The organism is Streptomyces sp. H27-D2, from assembly GCF_035828615.1.
GTDB lineage: Bacteria > Actinomycetota > Actinomycetes > Streptomycetales > Streptomycetaceae > Streptomyces.
The window spans coordinates 1-16248 of record NZ_JAYMZR010000128.1 but is presented as its reverse complement, the minus strand read 5'-3'; the positions used below and the strand labels follow the sequence as shown (position 1 = coordinate 16248).

18 protein-coding genes and 1 pseudogene are annotated in these 16248 nt (G+C 72.1%); 13 read left to right on the top strand and 6 right to left on the bottom strand.

The annotated features are described in order from the left end of the window. A pseudogene (locus tag QMK28_RS30960) lies at positions 1-603 on the top strand (aminotransferase class I/II-fold pyridoxal phosphate-dependent enzyme); the annotation flags it as partial. Between the two features lie 60 nt (positions 604-663). Here QMK28_RS30960 and QMK28_RS30955 read toward each other — a convergent pair. Beyond that, entirely contained in the window at positions 664-1677 is a 1014-nt protein-coding gene (locus QMK28_RS30955; protein ID WP_326443012.1) for a DMT family transporter, read from the bottom strand. A 74-nt stretch (positions 1678-1751) separates the two neighbouring features. Here QMK28_RS30955 and QMK28_RS30950 point away from each other — a divergent pair, with 74 nt between their 5' ends. Then, on the top strand, positions 1752-2657 hold the full coding sequence (locus QMK28_RS30950; RefSeq protein WP_326443011.1) for a LysR family transcriptional regulator: 906 nt from the start codon (positions 1752-1754) through the stop codon (positions 2655-2657). Between the two features lie 73 nt (positions 2658-2730). On the opposite strand, the gene QMK28_RS30945 is transcribed toward QMK28_RS30950, so the two are convergent. Continuing rightward, entirely contained in the window at positions 2731-3198 is a 468-nt protein-coding gene (locus tag QMK28_RS30945) for a pyridoxamine 5'-phosphate oxidase family protein (protein WP_326443010.1), read from the bottom strand. Positions 3199-3344: 146 nt separating this feature from the next. On the opposite strand from QMK28_RS30945, the gene QMK28_RS30940 reads away from it, so the two are divergent. Then, the gene (locus tag QMK28_RS30940; protein ID WP_326443009.1) at positions 3345-3992 is read left to right on the top strand and encodes a cysteine hydrolase family protein; all 648 of its coding nucleotides are present in this window, start codon (positions 3345-3347) and stop codon (positions 3990-3992) included. Between the two features lie 95 nt (positions 3993-4087). Here QMK28_RS30940 and QMK28_RS30935 read toward each other — a convergent pair whose 3' ends face one another. Beyond that, the gene (locus QMK28_RS30935) at positions 4088-4576 is read right to left on the bottom strand and encodes a Rieske (2Fe-2S) protein (protein WP_326443008.1); all 489 of its coding nucleotides are present in this window, start codon (positions 4574-4576) and stop codon (positions 4088-4090) included. Between the two features lie 212 nt (positions 4577-4788). On the opposite strand from QMK28_RS30935, the gene QMK28_RS30930 reads away from it, so the two are divergent. Next, positions 4789-5001, top strand: coding sequence for a hypothetical protein (locus QMK28_RS30930; RefSeq protein ID WP_326443007.1), 213 nt, complete (start codon positions 4789-4791; stop codon positions 4999-5001). Positions 5002-5386: 385 nt separating this feature from the next. On the opposite strand, the gene QMK28_RS30925 is transcribed toward QMK28_RS30930, so the two are convergent. Further along, positions 5387-5989 (bottom strand): DUF2867 domain-containing protein, encoded by a 603-nt coding sequence (locus tag QMK28_RS30925; RefSeq protein WP_326443006.1) that lies wholly within the window; start codon positions 5987-5989, stop codon positions 5387-5389. Between the two features lie 96 nt (positions 5990-6085). On the opposite strand from QMK28_RS30925, the gene QMK28_RS30920 reads away from it, so the two are divergent. The 7 genes from QMK28_RS30920 (at position 6086) to QMK28_RS30890 (ending at position 11795) form a co-directional block, all read left to right on the top strand. Continuing rightward, positions 6086-6643: a TetR/AcrR family transcriptional regulator gene (locus tag QMK28_RS30920; protein WP_326443005.1), complete on the top strand. Its 558-nt coding sequence runs from the start codon at positions 6086-6088 to the stop codon at positions 6641-6643. A gap of 506 nt (positions 6644-7149) precedes the next feature. After that, on the top strand, positions 7150-7974 hold the full coding sequence (locus QMK28_RS30915; protein WP_326443004.1) for a HipA family kinase: 825 nt from the start codon (positions 7150-7152) through the stop codon (positions 7972-7974). A gap of 5 nt (positions 7975-7979) precedes the next feature. After that, positions 7980-8366 carry a DUF3037 domain-containing protein gene (locus tag QMK28_RS30910; RefSeq protein ID WP_326443015.1) on the top strand — a complete coding sequence of 129 codons (387 nt, stop codon included), beginning with the start codon at positions 7980-7982 and terminating at the stop codon, positions 8364-8366. A gap of 199 nt (positions 8367-8565) precedes the next feature. Further along, complete coding sequence (gene fabG / locus QMK28_RS30905; protein ID WP_326443003.1) at positions 8566-9327, top strand: 3-oxoacyl-ACP reductase FabG; 762 nt, start codon at positions 8566-8568, stop codon at positions 9325-9327. Positions 9328-9362: 35 nt separating this feature from the next. Then, entirely contained in the window at positions 9363-10142 is a 780-nt protein-coding gene (locus QMK28_RS30900; protein ID WP_326443002.1) for an SDR family oxidoreductase, read from the top strand. 218 nt (positions 10143-10360) lie between these two features. Continuing rightward, positions 10361-11047, top strand: coding sequence for a uracil-DNA glycosylase (locus QMK28_RS30895; protein ID WP_326443001.1), 687 nt, complete (start codon positions 10361-10363; stop codon positions 11045-11047). 262 nt (positions 11048-11309) lie between these two features. Further along, positions 11310-11795 (top strand): hypothetical protein, encoded by a 486-nt coding sequence (locus tag QMK28_RS30890; RefSeq protein ID WP_326443000.1) that lies wholly within the window; start codon positions 11310-11312, stop codon positions 11793-11795. A gap of 84 nt (positions 11796-11879) precedes the next feature. Here QMK28_RS30890 and QMK28_RS30885 read toward each other — a convergent pair whose 3' ends face one another. Then, entirely contained in the window at positions 11880-12401 is a 522-nt protein-coding gene (locus QMK28_RS30885) for a DinB family protein (RefSeq protein WP_326442999.1), read from the bottom strand. A 454-nt stretch (positions 12402-12855) separates the two neighbouring features. On the opposite strand from QMK28_RS30885, the gene QMK28_RS30875 reads away from it, so the two are divergent. Then, positions 12856-13755, top strand: coding sequence for a Gfo/Idh/MocA family protein (locus tag QMK28_RS30875; protein ID WP_326443014.1), 900 nt, complete (start codon positions 12856-12858; stop codon positions 13753-13755). Here the strand turns inward: QMK28_RS30875 and lnt are convergent. Continuing rightward, positions 13752-15305, bottom strand: coding sequence for an apolipoprotein N-acyltransferase (lnt, locus tag QMK28_RS30870; protein WP_326443013.1), 1554 nt, complete (start codon positions 15303-15305; stop codon positions 13752-13754). The genes QMK28_RS30875 and lnt overlap by 4 nt on opposite strands. Before the next feature lie 324 nt (positions 15306-15629). On the opposite strand from lnt, the gene QMK28_RS30865 reads away from it, so the two are divergent. Then, a complete protein-coding gene (locus QMK28_RS30865) occupies positions 15630-16043 on the top strand; it encodes an ATP-binding protein (protein ID WP_326442998.1) in 414 nt (137 codons plus the stop codon). The last annotated feature ends 205 nt before the right edge of the window (positions 16044-16248 follow it).

Below are 16248 nucleotides of genomic sequence, written 5' to 3'. Positions count from 1 at the left end.
CTGCGGAGCGTGCTGGCCGCGCACCCCGGCGTGCTGCTGATCGAGGACGACCACGGGCACGGCATCGTCGACCTGCCGCTGCACCCGCTGGCCGGGGTCACCGACCACTGGACGCTGATCCGCTCCACCGCCAAGGCGTACGGCCCCGACCTGCGGCTCGCGGTGCTCACCGGCGATGCGGTCACCGTCGACCGGGTGCGGGGCCGCCAGCGGCTCGGCCCCGGCTGGGTGAGCCATCTGCTGCAGGGGGCGGTGCTGCGGCTGTGGGAGTCGGAGGCGGTCGACGCGCGCGCGGTCGCGGGCTCGTACGGCGCGCGTCGGGAAGCGCTGGTGCGGGCGCTGCGGGTGCGGGGCGTCGAGGCCGGCGGGCGCAGCGGGATGAACGTGTGGGTGCCGGTCCCGGACGAGACGGGGGCCATCGCCCGGTTGCAGCAGGCCGGCTGGGCCGCCGCGCCGGGCGCGCGCTTCCGGATGGCGTCGCCGCCCGGCGTACGGCTCACCGTCTCCTCGCTCGGCGTCCCGGACCTCGGGCCGCTCGCCGACGCGCTGGCCGCCGCGATCGGCCCGGCGGCCGGGCCCTCGACGGCGGGCCGCTACGACTGACCTGCGGCGAGCGGCTGCGGCTGAGCGGCGGCTCGCCGAGGCCGACCGGCGGCGGCTGCGCTACGGCTGAGCGGCGGCGCGCCTGGGCCTGCTCTGCGTCAGGGCCGCGCCCGCCAGCACGATCAGCGCGCCGACCGGGGTGTTCCAGCTCAGCCGCTCACCGAGCACCGCTACGCCCGCCGCGGTCGCGATGACCGGGATGAAATAAGTGACCATCTGCGCCGTCGTCGGGCCGACCTCGGCGACCAGGCCGTACTGGAGCAGGAAGGCGAGCCCGGTGCCCAGCGCGCCGAGCGCGACGATCGCGAGCAGCGGCACGAGGGGGAAGGACGTCGGCGCCGAGCTGAACAGCGGGGTGACGATCATCAGCTGGACCGTGCCGAGCGACAGTTGGGCGGCGGACATCGACACATGCGAATTCTTGGTCCCGCCCAGCGTGCGGCGCAGATAGATCCAGCCGATCGGGTAGCAGAGCGACGCCCCCAGCGCCATCGCCGTGCCGCCGGCGTCCGTACCGGAGAACCCCTGCCACGCGCCGAGCACGGTCAACACGCCCAGGAAGCCGAGCCCCAGGCCGGCGACCCGCCGCCGGGTCGGCCTGTCCTCGGACAGCGCGACCACCGACAGCGCCATGCCCCACAGTGGGGAGGTGGCGTTGCAGATGCCGGCCAGCCCGGAGGGGATGGTCAGCTCGGAGTACGCGAACAGGGTGAACGGCAGGGCGTTGAGGAAGAACGCCGCCACCGACAGGTGGGCCCAGGTCCGGCCGCCGCGCGGGAGCCGCTCCCGCTTCAGGGCCAGCACCGCGAGCAGCACCACCGTGCCGAAGAGCATGCGCCCCAGGGTGACCTGGAGGGGTGCGTAGCCGTGTGTGCCGACCTTGATGAACAGGAAGCTGAATCCCCAGATGAGGGAGAGCACCGCGAAGCGGACGCGCCAGTCGACGCCGAGCCCCAGGCCGGGCTTAGCGGCTGGGAGGGCGGCGGGCTGCGGCCCGGCCTCGGTGGCGGTGACCACGGGCGGATCTGGGGCAGTCGTTGCGCTGGTGGACGGTGGGGCGGGGACGGTGCTCATACGAGTCACCATGACGCGTCTCACCTTGTAGGACAAGCGAGAATAAGTTCCAGCCATCGCGTAGTGTCTCTTACATGTTGAACCTGGACCGCCTGCGGACCCTGTCCGCCGTCGCACGCCACGGCTCCGTGAGCGCCGCCGCCGAAGGGCTGCACGTGACGACCTCCGCGGTCTCCCAGCAGCTCGCCAAGCTGGAGCGGGAGACCGGTCAGCAACTCCTCGCCAAGAACGGGCGCGGGGTGCGGCTCACCGACGCCGGGCGGCTGCTCTCCGACCACGCCGCGCGCATTCTCTCGCAGGTCGAGGTCGCCCAGGCGGACCTGGAGGCGCACCGCGGTCAGCCGGTGGGCGACCTGTTCCTCGGCGCGTTCCCCACCGCCGCCCGCGGGCTCTTCCCGGCCGCGCTCGCGGCGCTGCGCGAGGAGCACCCGCAGCTCCGCGCCCGGCTTCAGGAGATGGAACCCGAAGCCGCGGTGCCGCGCGTGGTGCGCGGCGACATCGATCTCGCGGTCGTCCTCGACTGGTACAACAAGCCGCTCCCGATGCCCGAGGGGCTGGCCAAGGCCCCGCTGCTCGACGACCCGGCCGACGTCGCGATGCCCGCGGACCACCCGCTCGCGGACCGCTGCGAAGTGGACCTCGAAGAGTTCGCGGACGACGAGTGGGTGTCCTGGCCGGACGGGGAGTTCTGCCACGACTGGCTGATGCTCACCCTGCGCGGCAAAGGCATCGAGCCGCGCGTCTCGCACATGGCGGAGGAGCACCACACCCAGCTCGCGCTGGTCGCCGCAGGGCTCGGCGTCGCGATCGCGCCCCGGCTGGGCCGCGGACCGGTGCCGGAGGGCGTCCGGGTGGTGCCCGTACGGCACACCATGCGACGGCACATCTACGCGGTATGGCGCGCGGACGCGGACCGCCGCCCCTCGATCCGGGCGGCGGTCGACGCACTGCGCCGGGCGGGCGAGGCGATCGGGGGCTGAGCCCGGAGCGCTCGGCCCGGGGCGGTCAGTGCGGGGCGCACGCCCCGGAGCGCTCCGTCCCCAGCGGCAAGGCTCAGCCCGCGGCCATCTTGCGGAAGTCCCACGACGCGATCGTCTCCGGCGTCAGCCGCAGCCAGGCGTGCCGTTCGTCGTGCGGCAGCGTGTCGACACCGAAGTACTTCGTCGCGAAGAGCCGCTCCGGCGTGTCGAGTTCGGGGCACGACTCGCCGGAGCGCGGCGCCTCACCCACGAACACCGCCGAACCGGAGAACTCGACGCCCCGCAGCTCCCCGTACTCGTGGCCGTCGTCCACGACCACCGCGAGCCGCGGGTCACCGCGCAGCTGCGCCCACCGCTTGCTGCGCGTGATCGAGTACAGCCACAGCGAGTCGCCGTCCCACGCGAACCACAGGGCGCTGACGTGCGGGCGGCCCTCCGCGTCGACCGTGGACACCCGGCAGGTGCGCTGTTCCGCGAGATAGGCGTCGATCTCCTGCGGCGTCATCATGATCCGGCGACCCCGCCGCTGAGTGGTGACCATGCGTCCTGCACCTCCGCGTTGGCTGACTAGGTGTCAGGAATAATGAACGCTCTTCCGTACCCGCGCAATGGCCGCTAACGTCCCGCGCTCCACCGTCTCTCCATCAGCACGGATCGTCTCTCCATCAGTACGGACGAGGGGGAACCATGGCGTCGAACGCACAACTCGCCGACCTGCTCGACCCGGCGGCCACCGCGCTGCTCACCGTCGAGTGCCAGCGCGGGGTCGTCGGGCCGGACAGCGCACTGCCCGAACTCGCCGAAGCCGCACGTAAATCAGGAGCCCTCGCGAAGGTGGCGCGGCTCGTGGCCGGGGCCCATGAGGCCGGGGTCCAGGTGCTGCACGCGGTTGCCGAGCGGCGACCCGACGGGCGCGGCGCCAACCACAACGCCCGGCTGTTCCGGGCCGCAGAGCGGCTGCCCGTACAACAGCTGGCCGGGACGGACGCGGTACGGATCGCGGATCCGATCCCGGTCGCCGACGAGGACCTGGTCGTACGCCGGCTGCACGGCCTCTCGCCCGTCGCGGGCACGGACGTGGACCCGCTGCTGCGCAACCTCGGCTGTCGCACGCTGATCGTCACCGGTGTGTCGTCGAACGTCGCGATCCCGAACGCGGTCTTCGACGCGGTCAACCTCGGCTACACGGTCGTGGTGCCGGCCGACGCCATCGCGGGAGTGCCCGCCGACTACACCGCCGCGATGGTCCGCAACACGCTGGCGCTCGTCGCGACGATCTCCTCGGCCGAGGAGATCCTGACCTGCTGGAAGCGGCCGCGACGGGTCCGGAGCTGACCGTATGGGCGGGGGCGCGCCCCGGCTTCCGCGCTCCGGCTCGGCGCCGCCCGTACGACGGGGCGAGGCGCGCCCCACCCCGTCGTACGCCCCCCTCAGCCCAGCCGCAGCGAGTCGCCATCGACGCTGATTTTGGCCGCCGGCAGCGGCTTGGTGGTCGGGCCATGCGCCACGCTGCCGTCGGCGATGCGGTACTTGCTGCCGTGGCAGAGGCAGTTGATGGTGCCGTCCTGGACCTCCTTGACCAGGCAGCCCGCGTGCGTGCAGACGGCAGAGAACGCCTTGAACTCGCCCGCCTTCGGCTGCGTCACCACGACCTTCTGGTCCTTGAAGACCGTGCCGCCGCCCTGCGGGATGTCGGCGGCCTTCGCCAGCTCCTCGCCGCCGCCGGCCGGCGCGCCGGACTCTCCCGGCTGGGACTTCGCTGGCGTGGCCCGCTCCGGCTCGGACTGCTGCGACGTCGACTCCTTATCGGAGTCGGAGCCGCCGCACGCCGCGAGCGCGGCGGCGAGCCCCGCTGCGCCGGCCGGGGCCACGACGGTGCGGCGGGCCGGGAATGCGGTGGGCCGGGTGGGGCGGGTCATGGGGACTCCCTCTGACGACGACGACTCGAAGGTTCCATACGGCCCGCCCGCCCGGAGTGTTCAACTCACCCGAGCCTTCTTCGAGTCCGATTGGAGCAGTAGCAGCAGATGCTCCGCGACGTACTCACTGAGCGCGTACGCCACATCCGGACCCTGAGGGGCGATGAGACGGGAGGGGGTGGGGCCGGAGGGGCGGCGCCCCCGCGTATCCCGTGCGCCCCGGCACCACCGCTTACGCCGTAGCGAACCTCGACCCCTCCGGCGCGGCCGGCCCCAAGGCCGACGAGCTCGACATCCTGGCCGACGGCAAGCACATGTCCAACGCGCAGGGCGTCAGCCGCCCGCTGGCCAAGCCGGGCTCCGTCGTCAAGCCGAAGGTCGGCCTGTACCGCAGCAACGCCCTGGCCTCGCTCAAAACCCTCTGACCAGCCCGCCCTACGATCGGCGACCGGCCCCGCAACGGCAACCACCGCTGCGGGGCCGGTCGCCGTCGCACCGCCGCTGATCGCCGCGGTCCGACCCCGGGGCGTATGGACGTCGCGCATGCCGCCCTCACGCCGTCAGAGACGGCCGCCCGGCTTTGTCCCGCTCGGCCCAGGGGAGTGTCATGAATCCTGATAGACCCCCGCCAGGCGCACCCTGCTCAGGGAGGGGGCGGCGGCTGAGGCGGCACGCCCACCAGCACCAGGGCTGTAAACAGCCCACGCCCACCAGCACCAGGGGCTGTGAACAGCACCTCGGCCTACCCGAGCTGAAGGGCCGCCGGCTCGCGCTCGCCGAGGTGACGGCTGTGCCCTCTGCTGGATCCGGCTATCCCGCGCTCCTTTCGCCGGCACTCGCCTGCCACTTGCGTCCGATCGTTCGAAGCAGCGCCGGATACACCCCCAGGTACCGGAAGGGCTTGATGCCTGCCATGTATACGGCGCCGAGCAGACCGTTCGGCTTCACCAGGACGGCCATCTGGCCGCGGTAACCGCCGGCCCCGTCCGGGACCCAGCCGATGTGCATCACCGCGTGCACGGTCCGGTTGGCGCTCTCGGCCGCCCACTCGTCGCGCGTCAGGTAGACGGAGGTGAACGGAACCGCGCGGAGGTCGGGCCCCCGGGGACCCTCGCGGAGGTCCACCGGCAACCGGTCCCGCAGTGTCCGCACCCTGGCATCGATGCCTGCCCCTGGCTTGTCCCAGCCGAGCAGTTCCCCGAGCTTCCAGCGGACCGCGAAGAGCAGGCGCGGGACGGGGGAGGAGACGAGTACCCCGTCGCCGTCGCCGTTCGCGAACTGGTGCACCAGTCGCACGAGGTCGTCGGGACCGCCTGGCGTCGGTAGCGCCCACACGTCCTCGACGTGGAAGCCGCCGGCGATCTCGTGGATCCGCCAGGGACGGGAAGTGTGCGCGGTTCTGGGGAGTCTCATGAGTAGGCCCCTATCTATACGATGCCGTATAGAACAAGGTTAGACCCATCTATACGGCCCCGTATAGATGAGGGGAGGCGTGAGGGGAGACACATCATGGGCGTGACCCGCACGCCTCGCGGCAAATGGATCGAGGAGGGGCTGCGGGCGCTCTCCGCCGGCGGCCCGGAGTCCGTCCGGATCGAGTCGCTGGCGCAGGCGCTCGGCGTCAGCAAGGGCGGCTTCTACGGGTACTTCGGCAACCGGGGCGCACTGCTCACGGAGATGCTCGACACGTGGGAGCGCGAGGTCACCGAGGCAGTGATCGAGCGGGTCGAGAGCGGCGGCGGAGACGCCAGGGCCAAACTGGAGCGACTGTTCACGATCGCCACGTCCGGCGACAGCCCGATGACGGGCACCACCGCCGACCTCGCGATCCGCGACTGGGCCCGGCGCGACGAGGCCGTCGCGCGGCGACTCCGACGCGCCGACAACCGGCGAATGGAATACCTGCGCTCGCTGTTCGGCTCCTTCTGCCCCGACGAGGACGACGTCGAGGTCCGCTGCCTGCTCGCCTTCTCGCTGCGGATCGGCAACCACTTCATCGCCGCCGATCACGGCGCGCACAGCCGCGCGGACGTGATGGAGCTGACCAGAAAATGGCTCCTGAGGTAGCCGTTTCTCATCAGGTCCTCGCGAAGCTCGGCTACTTACCGGTGGGCTCGTCTATTCGACTATCGTCAGTTCTCGGTCCGCATGCACCAGTTGGTGACGTTGAGTGGCCTCCGCGGTGCCATAGCCGATCTCGGCGGACCGCGGTCCGGTCGGCGGGGGCTAGCGCAAACCGGCCGTCATCGTCATCATGGGAGACGAGGGAGCATCCCTGGGGGCCGTCGACGCGGAACGTCGCATCTGGGCCTATGACTACGTGTCAGGGGTTCCGGAGATCGGATCCCTCTCATGGACGCGATCCTCATATCCATAGATGCCTTTCTCGGTGTCATCACCGCTGCTTTGTCCCTGTCAGCGGAGATTGTCCGCGCGCGACGGTGTAACCCGGCCCAGCAGCAAGCCCGGCCCGACGCCTACGTGCAGTCCCCGGAGCAGGGTGAAGCCGTGTGACGCAGTGACGCAGGGCATGCCGTGGATCGTGTGGCTCAGCTGCCGGATAGCCTGGGAAAATGCTGACAGAAGTCACAGCGACCCGTTACGTCACGCCTCTGCGTGAGGGCGGCTCGCTCCCCGGCATCGTCGAGGCCGACGATCTCGGTACGTACGTCATGAAGTTCACCGGCGCGGGACAGGGCCGCAAGACCCTGGTCGCCGAAGTCATCTGCGGACAGCTGGGCCGCCGGCTCGGCCTGCGGATCCCGGATTTGGCCGGCATGCAGCTGGACCCGGTGATCGGTCTGGCCGAGCCGGATCAGGAGGTCCAGGAGCTGCTCAAGTCCAGCGGCGGTCTCAACCTGGGGATGGACTTCCTCCCCGGCTCGATCGGCTTCGACCCGCTGGCCTTTGAGGTCGGTGCGGCGGAGGCGGGGCGGGTGGTGTGGTTCGACGCGCTCGTCAACAACGTCGACCGCTCCTGGCGCAACCCCAATCTGCTGGTCTGGCACCGCGACGTATGGCTCATCGACCATGGCGCGACGCTGATCTGGCAGCACAACTGGCCCACCGCGCGGCAGGCCGCCGCCAAGCCGTACGACGCCTCCGATCACGTACTCGCCGGCTTCGGCCCGGACATCGCGGGCGCGGCCGCCGCGCTCGCGCCGCTGGTCACCGAGGGACTGCTGACCGAGGTCGCCGCCGACGTGCCCGACGAGTGGCTGGTGGACGAGCCGGGCTTCGACTCGGCCGACGCCCTGCGCCGCGTGCACGTCGAGGTGTTGCTGAGCCGCGCCGCGACGATCCACGAACGCGTCACGATCGGCGAGCGCAGCACGGCCAAACCGTCCCGGGCACCGGGCTGGCTGGCCGGCGAGCGGCCCCCGAAGGCGCACAAGTGACCGGGATGCACAACGGACTCGACGTCTTCGAGTACGCGCTGCTGCGCGTGGTCCCGCGCGTCGAGCGCGGCGAGCTGATCAATGCCGGGGTGGTCGTCTACTGCCACGCGAGGTCGTTCGTCGCGGCCCGGACCCATCTGGACGAGGACCGGCTGCTGGCGCTCGACGCGGAGGTGGACGTCACCGGCGTGCGCGCCGCGCTGCACGCCGTCGAGGGAGTCTGCCGGGGCGGCGGGGCGGCCGGTCAGGCGGCCGGTGACAGCGCCGGGCGGCGCTTCCGCTGGCTGATCGCGCCGCGCAGCACGGTGGTGCAGCCGGGGCCCGTGCACACCGGGCTGACCGCTGACCCCGAGGCTGAGATCGAACGGCTGCTCGGTCTGCTGGTGTGCTGACGGCGGGAGGCCGCCGGCCCGGCTCCGGGAGCGCTGGACGGGCGCGCGGACTGTGACATTGACGGCGGTTGCCGTGCGCCGTTGACAGCGGGTGTCCGGCCTTCTAGCGTCACGTCTGCTGAGGCTACTAAGCGGTTGCTCAGCTGCTGGGCCGGAGTCGGCCGCAGCGGGCGCCGCACCCTAGGGCGAGGAGAACCGCATGTCCACCACCGAGCAGCGCGTCGCGATCGTGACCGGAGCCGCGCGAGGCATCGGCCAGGCGACCGCCGTGCGCCTGGCCGCAGAGGGCCGCGCCGTCGCCGTACTCGACCTCGACGAGACGGCCTGCAAGGACACCGTCGAGCAGATCACCGCTGCGGGCGGCAAGGCCCTCGCCGTCGGCTGCGACGTATCGGACCCGGCGCAGGTGGAGGCGGCTGTCGCCCGCGTCGCCGCGGAGCTCGGCGCGCCGACGATCCTGGTCAACAACGCGGGCGTGCTCCGCGACAACCTGCTGTTCAAGATGACCGACACCGACTGGGACACGGTCATGAACGTGCACCTGAAGGGCGCGTTCCTGATGTCGCGCGCCTGTCAGAAGCACATGGTGGACGCGAAGTTCGGCCGGGTCGTCAACCTCTCCAGCAGTTCGGCGCTGGGCAACCGGGGCCAGGCCAACTACGCCACCGCCAAGGCCGGTCTGCAGGGCTTCACGAAGACGCTCGCCAAGGAGCTCGGCAAGTTCGGCGTCACCGCCAACTCGGTGGCCCCCGGCTTCATCGTCACCGACATGACCGCCTCCACCGCGGCCCGGGTCGGCATGGACTTCGAGGAGTTCCAGACCGCCGCCGCCACCCAGATCCCCGTCCAGCGCGTCGGCCGCCCCGACGACATCGCCAACGCCATCGCCTTCTTCACCGGCGACCAGGCCGGCTTCGTCTCCGGCCAGGTCATGTACGTGGCCGGCGGCCCGCTCAACTGACGCCGACGGATCGACCGACAGGGAAAGCAAGCCCCATGACAACGCAGAGCGAGCAGGGTGGACAGGCTGTGCAGGACACCGGAAAGGTCGCGCTCATCACGGGCGCGAGCCGAGGCATCGGATACGGCGTCGCGGAGGCGCTCGTCGCGCGCGGCGACCGGGTGTGCATCACCGGGCGCGGTGAGGACGCGCTCAAGGAGGCCGTCGAGAGGCTCGGCTCCGACCGGGTGATCTACATCGCGGGCAAGGCCCACGACGAGGCCCACCAGGCCGCCGCGGTCGAGCGCACCATGGAGGCGTTCGGGCGGGTCGACTACCTCGTCAACAACGCCGGTACGAACCCGGTCTTCGGGCCGATCGCCGAGCTCGACCTCGGCGTGGCCCGCAAGGTCTTCGAGACCAACGTCGTCTCGGCCCTCGGCTTCGCCCAGCAGACCTGGAAGGCGTGGCAGAAGGAGAACGGCGGCGCGATCGTCAACATCGCCTCCATCGCCGGGCTCTCGCCCTCGCCCTTCATCGGCGCGTACGGCATCAGCAAGGCCGCGATGATCAACCTCACCGTGCAGCTCGCGCACGAGATGTCGCCCGGCGTACGGGTCAACGCGATCGCCCCGGCCGTGGTCAAGACCAAGTTCGCGGCAGCCCTCTACGAAGGGCGTGAGGAGGAGGCCGCGGCCGGCTATCCGCTGGGGCGGCTCGGGGTGCCGGAGGACATCGGGGGCGCGGCCGCGTTCCTGACCTCCGAGCAGTCCGGCTGGATCACCGGGCAGACGCTCGTCGTCGACGGCGGCCTGTTCCTCAACGCCGGCGTCTGACAGGGCGGTTCACCGACCGCGCGGCGGGCTCGCCCCCGCGCGCGAAGCGGCGGAGAGTGACGGTGCCGGCCCGTACGGGCCGGCACCGGACCCGTTCCGCCCGGCTCGTCGCCGGGTCGGGGGAAGCGCGGGCGTGCCGTGCGAAGCCGCCCGGCGAGCGGGATGTCAGTGGTCGCGGGTACGTTCTGGAGTCGTAGGCGGAACGCACACCGGAGGTTTTGAACGTGACCGACATGCTGCCCGAGTCCTGGCGGAACGTCCTCGGCGAGGAGCTTGAGAAGCCGTACTTCAAGCAACTCACCGAGTTCGTCGAGGAGGAGCGGGCGAAGGGGCCGGTGTTCCCGCCGCGCGACGAGGTCTTCGCGGCGCTCGACGCGACACCGTACGACCAGGTGAAGGTGCTGGTCCTCGGTCAGGACCCCTACCACGGCGAGGGGCAGGGCCACGGCCTGTGCTTCTCGGTGCGGCCGGGCGTCAGGACCCCGCCGTCGCTGCGGAACATCTACAAGGAGATGAAGGAGGACCTGGGCCACCCGGTACCGGACAACGGCTACTTGATGCCCTGGGCCCAGCAGGGCGTGCTGCTGCTCAACGCGGTGCTCACCGTCCGCTCGGGGGAGGCCAACTCCCACAAGGGCAAGGGCTGGGAGAAGTTCACCGACGAGGTCATCCGCAGCGTCTCCGCGCGGCCTGACCCGGCCGTCTTCGTGCTGTGGGGCAACTACGCCAAGAAGAAGCTGCCGCTGATCGACACCGAGCGGCACGCGGTGGTGCAGGGGGCGCACCCGTCGCCACTGTCCGCCAAGCTCTTCCACGGCAGCAAGCCCTTCTCGCAGATCGACCGGGCGATCGCGGCCCATGGCCATGAGCCGATCGACTGGCGGATCCCGGACCTCGGGCTCTGACGGGTCACAGGTGACCCCTCCGGCGGTTCCCCGGCAGGCCCTCCGGCGGCGGCTCCGCCCGGACTTCCGGCGGCGGCCGCGCTCCGGCCAGGACTCGACCCACGGTCCTGGCGTGGTCGGGCCCGGCGTACGACAGCGGCCCCGAGCAGCGGCAGGCAGCCGCGCTGAGCGACGAGCGCCTGAGTGCGTTTCGCCGCGGTGGCCGTTAGCGTCGGAGTCACCATCGTCGCGATTGTCGCGGTGACCAGTACGGGAGGCCGGAGTGCCGGAGCAGCACGAGGAGGCGGCGGCGGACGAGGCCGTCATGACCAGGATCGGGCAGACGGTCATGCTGCACCGGGGCGGCGACCGGGAAGAGGCGCGCGACCGCTTCGCGCTGCTGTGGGACGAGCTGGGGCCGGACGGCGACCCGTTCCAACGCTGCACGCTCGCGCACTACATGGCCGACACCCAGGACGATCCGGTGGACGAGCTGGACTGGGACCTGCGCGCGCTGGCGGCGGCCGAGGGCCCCACCGGTCACCCGCCGGGGCGGCATCACGCTTCCCCGGCCGTCCGCGGCTTCTACTCCTCGCTCCAGCTCAGCCTGGCCGCCGACTATGTGAAGCTGCGGCGGCCGGAGACGGCCCGCGGACATCTGCTGCTGGCGCGCGGCGCGGCCGAGGCGCTCGGCGAGGACACGTACGCGGACGGGGTCCGTGCGGCCATCAGCCGCCTGGAGCTGCGGCTGACCGCGACGGCGGAGTAGCGGCAGCTCCAGGCCTACGCCGTACGGATGCACGGCGTACGGGCGCGTGGCGTACGCGGGTGGCCGTATGGGTCGGTCGGCCGGTCAGTCGCCGGTGACGCCGTCGATCCGCTCGCGGAGCAGGTCCGCGTGGCCGTTGTGCCGCGCGTACTCCTCGATCATGTGGGTGTAGATCCAGCGCAGGTTGAACCGCTTGCCGCTGGGGTGCTCCCCGAGGTTGAGGTCGTCGAGCGAGTGGGCGGCGGCGATCTCCCGGGCGCGCGCGATCTCGGACCGCCAGGTGCCGAACCCCTCCTCGGCGGTGCCCTGTTCGACCAGAGTGAAGTCGCCGTCCGGGTCCTGGTCCGTGTAGTAGATCGGCCCGGCCGTGTCCATGGACTCCCCGGCCATATCCCGGCGGAACCAGGCGCGCTCCACCTCGGCCATATGCCGTACGAGGCCGAGCAGCGTGAGACATGAGGGAGCCGCGGACGCCTCCCGCAGCTGCTTGTCGTCCAGGCCTTCGCACTTCACGGCGAGGGTGGTGCGGTGGTATTCGAGCCAGCCCTCCAGCATGGTGCGTTCGTCAGCGGTGGTGGAGGGTTCGGCGCGTTCCAGGGTTGTCATGGCTGTCATCATCGCCGGGCGGGGCCGCTCGGGCGAGTGTTTTCCGGCGCGCCGCGCTCTACGGTCCGTCAGGCGGTCCGCCCGCTGCTCCGCCCGCTGCTCCGACGGGCTGGTCCGCCGCCCCCTCGGCCCGTCACGCAGCAGGCCGTGGAGCAGCTCCTCGACGCCGCCCACCCCATGACCCCCAACCTCGGGCAGGGCGGCTGCCAGGCGATCGAGGACGCCGTCGTCCTCGCCCAACTCGCCGACCAGGCCGGTCTGTCCTCCGCGCCCGCCTGCGCGCTGCGCACGGCGCTCGTCACGACCCCCAGCCGGCTCGGCCCCCGGTTCGCGCTGCGCGGCCTCGACGGTATCGCGGACCGGCGGCCGCCGCGGCGCACGTATGCTGCCGGACCGGAAGGCAGTACTCAGCACCGCAGACAGGAGACAACGGATGGGAACCGGCAGCGCGCCCCTGAACGTAGGCGTGATCGGGCTCGGCGATATCGCGCTCAAGGCATATCTGCCCGTGCTCGCCGCCCAACCAGGCCTGGAACTGCACCTCCAGACCCGTACCCCGGCCACTCTCCAGCGGGTCGGCGACACCTTCCGCATCCCGGCCGCGCAGCGCCACACCGACCTCGACTCGCTGCTCGCCGCCGGGCTCGACGCCGCCTTCGTGCACTCGCCCACCGGCACCCACGCTCAGATCGTGACCCGCCTCATCGAGGCCGGCGTCCCCACCTATGTCGACAAACCGATCAGCTATGAACTGGCCGACGCGGAGCGGCTGGTCCGCCTCGCCGAGCAGCGCCGGGTCAGCCTCGCCGTCGGCTTCAACCGCCGCTTCGCGCCCGGCTACGTCCAGTGTCTGGATCACCCCCGCGACCTGATCCTGATGCAGAAGAACCGCGTCGGCCTGGCCGAGGACCCGCGCACCCTGGTCTACGACGACTTCATCCACGTCATCGACACCCTGCGCTTCCTCGCCCCCGGACCCGTCGAGCACGTGGACATCCGGGCCAAGGTCGAGGACGGGCTCATGCACCACGTGCTGCTCCAGCTCTCGGGCTCCGGCTTCACGGCCCTGGGCACCATGAACCGGATGAGCGGCTCGACCGAGGAGATCCTCGAAGTCTCGGGTCAGGACACCAAGCGCCAGGTGCTCAACCTCGCCGAGATCATCGACCACAAGGGACAGCCGACCGTCCGCCGGCGCGGCGACTGGGTGCCCGTGGGGCGGCAGCGCGGCATCGAACAGGTCACCCTGGCCTTCCTCGACGCCGTACGCGCGGGCAAGCTGGTCACCGCCGAGGACGCGCTGCTCACCCACGAACTCTGCGAGCGGGTCGTCGACGCCGTGCGGGAGCTTTAGCGCCGCTCCGGAGCTTCGGGCGCGGGGGCCGGTGCGGGCGGTCCTGGCTCGGGGGGCGTCGCCGGGGGCGGGCTCGCGGCCGGCTCCGGGCCCGCCGGACGCCTGAGGGACCGTACACCCTCGGCCGCGCAGAAGACGGCGAGCGCGATCAGCGCCGCGTACACCGGCCAGTCCCCGATCCGGACGTACGGGCTGGTGCCCCGCGCCAGCGGCACCTCGTACACCGCGGCCGTGCTGCGGTCCGTGCCCAGCCTGCCGCCCACCGCCTCGCCGCGCGGCCCGTACACCGCGCTCACGCCGGTCAGCGTCGCGTGCACCATCGGCCGCCAGCTCTCGGCCGCGCGCAGCGCCGCGAGCGAGGCGTGCTGCGGCGGCGCCCAGCTGTGCTGGAAGGACGAGGTGGCCGACTGCGCGACGAGCAGCTGTGCGCCGCCGCGGACCAGCCGGCGGCTCATGTCGGGGAACGCGGACTCGAAACAGACCAGCGGCCCCACCCGCAGCTCGTCGGCGTCCGGGACGGTCATCACCGTCTGCCGGGTGCCGCGCTTGCGGTCCTCGCCCGCGGCCTTGCCCACCGAGGTGGCCCAGCCGAGCAGCGGGCGCGCCGGGATGTACTCGCCGAACGGCACCAGCCGCATCTTGTCGTAGCGGTCCCCGGTCGGGCCGCCGGGGCCCACCAGCACCGAACTCTTGAAGATCCCGGGCCGGTCCGAGCGCCGGGCGTCGACATTGACCAGCAGGTCCGCGCCGACCAGCCGGGACAGCGCGGACAGCCGCCCGCGCAGATCCGGCCGGCGCGCCAGATCCTGGCCGACGCTGCTCTCACCCCAGACGACGAGGTCCGGATCAAGGCCCGCGAGCCGCCGGGTCAGCGTCTCCTCCAGGTCGAAGCGCCGCTTCGCGCTGCCGGCCCCGTCCACGACGCCCGGCTGCACGACCGCGATGCGCACCGTGCCCGTACGGTCCGGCAGCGGAGCCCAGAGCCACACCGCGCCCACCCCGGCCGCGCACACCAGCACCCCGGCCAGCGCGGCCGTCCGCGCCGCCGGCACCGCGACCAGCACGGTCACCGCCGTGTTCACCGCCACCAGCAGCAGGCTCACCAGCCAGACCCCGCCGACCGAAGCGAGCCGCAGCGCGGGCGGCAGCTGCCACTGGCTCGCGCCGTACAGACCCCACGGCCCGCCGAGGAACTCCCAGGAGCGCGCCAGCTCGGCCATCAGCCACACCGACGGCAGCAGCACCAGCGCCGCCGCCACCCGCCCGGCGCCGGGCGCACCGCCCAGCAGCCGCCGCACCAGCCAGCCCCACGGCGCCCACAGCAGCCCGAGCAGCGCGACCAGCAGCAGAATGAAGACGTGCAGACTCGGCAGCAGCCAGTGGTGTACGGCGAGCAGGAACCCGGCGCCGCCGAGCCAGCCGTCGAACACGGCCCGCCGCCCCGTCGCCGCCGACCGGGCCAGCAGCATCCAGGGCACCAGGGCGACATACGCCAGCCACCACAACGACGGTGCCGGAAACGCCAGCGCGGGCAGGGCGCCCGCCAGCATCGCGGCGGCCCCCCGCCACCACGGCGAGACGAGCCGAAGCGCCCACCGGTCGACCGACACCCGCACGCCGCGCCTCCCTCGTTCCGGCAGGCCCCCAGTCTGCGCGCGCGAGGCTGCCCGGCACAGTGCGCATGGCTGTGCGGCGCGTCGCCTGTCGTCCGCCCCGCGACGCCCGTCACCGGCCGACGATGGCTACGCTGAGTGACGGTCGGCATCGCGCCGAGTTGGCTCCCGGAATTTGGGTTACCCGGGCGTACTTTCCGGGCAGGCCCCTTCCCTAAGGGAAAGACGGATCAAGGATGAAGGGATGACAAGGTGAGCCCGATGCACGCCACACGAACGCGTACCGTCACCGTCCCGTCGCTGCCGGCCGTCTTCGACCGCACACCCGAAGCGGCCTCGCGGGCCCGCCGGGTCGCCGGAGCGTTCCTGCGGAGCCGGACGCCGGACGTGGACGCGGAGTTCGCCGAGGCCGTGCTGCTGGTGGTCTCCGAACTGGTCACCAACGCCGTGCGGCACGCTGGCGGCGCGTCCTGCTCGCTCGGGCTGGCTGTCCGGCCGGACGGGGTGGCGGTGTCCGTCGCCGACGGCAGCCGCGCCCTGCCGCGCGAGCGGGCCCCGGACCTCACCGGCGGCGGGGGCGGGTTCGGCTGGCAGATGGTGCACCAGCTGTCGCGCACCGTCGCGGTGACCGTGGACGGCACCGGCAAGACCATCTGCGCGGTCGTGGCCCGCTAGGCCCTGTCCGGGCGACTTTCGTGGATCGGCCCGCAGGGAGTGCCTCCCAGCGGTAGCTGGGGGAGCATCGCAAGGCGGGAAGGCCGTCCTCGTACTGGGCGTACTCGGGCGAGCCCGACAACGCGGCGAGGTGCGGTGTCAGACTCCCCCAGTCACCGCTGGGAGTGCCCCCAACGGGCCTCGGAGGCCCGGACCGGGCCTCCGA

Coding starts and splice junctions, on each gene's coding strand:
- QMK28_RS30955 (WP_326443012.1), bottom strand. CDS start 1,677: ATGAGCACCGTCCCCGCCCCACCGTCCACCAGCGCAACGACTGCCCCA.
- QMK28_RS30950 (WP_326443011.1), top strand. CDS start 1,752: ATGTTGAACCTGGACCGCCTGCGGACCCTGTCCGCCGTCGCACGCCAC.
- QMK28_RS30945 (WP_326443010.1), bottom strand. CDS start 3,198: ATGGTCACCACTCAGCGGCGGGGTCGCCGGATCATGATGACGCCGCAG.
- QMK28_RS30940 (WP_326443009.1), top strand. CDS start 3,345: ATGGCGTCGAACGCACAACTCGCCGACCTGCTCGACCCGGCGGCCACC.
- QMK28_RS30935 (WP_326443008.1), bottom strand. CDS start 4,576: ATGACCCGCCCCACCCGGCCCACCGCATTCCCGGCCCGCCGCACCGTC.
- QMK28_RS30925 (WP_326443006.1), bottom strand. CDS start 5,989: ATGAGACTCCCCAGAACCGCGCACACTTCCCGTCCCTGGCGGATCCAC.
- QMK28_RS30920 (WP_326443005.1), top strand. CDS start 6,086: ATGGGCGTGACCCGCACGCCTCGCGGCAAATGGATCGAGGAGGGGCTG.
- QMK28_RS30915 (WP_326443004.1), top strand. CDS start 7,150: ATGCTGACAGAAGTCACAGCGACCCGTTACGTCACGCCTCTGCGTGAG.
- QMK28_RS30910 (WP_326443015.1), top strand. CDS start 7,980: ATGCACAACGGACTCGACGTCTTCGAGTACGCGCTGCTGCGCGTGGTC.
- fabG (WP_326443003.1), top strand. CDS start 8,566: ATGTCCACCACCGAGCAGCGCGTCGCGATCGTGACCGGAGCCGCGCGA.
- QMK28_RS30900 (WP_326443002.1), top strand. CDS start 9,363: ATGACAACGCAGAGCGAGCAGGGTGGACAGGCTGTGCAGGACACCGGA.
- QMK28_RS30885 (WP_326442999.1), bottom strand. CDS start 12,401: ATGACAACCCTGGAACGCGCCGAACCCTCCACCACCGCTGACGAACGC.
- lnt (WP_326443013.1), bottom strand. CDS start 15,305: ATGCTGGCGGGCGCCCTGCCCGCGCTGGCGTTTCCGGCACCGTCGTTG.
- QMK28_RS30865 (WP_326442998.1), top strand. CDS start 15,630: ATGCACGCCACACGAACGCGTACCGTCACCGTCCCGTCGCTGCCGGCC.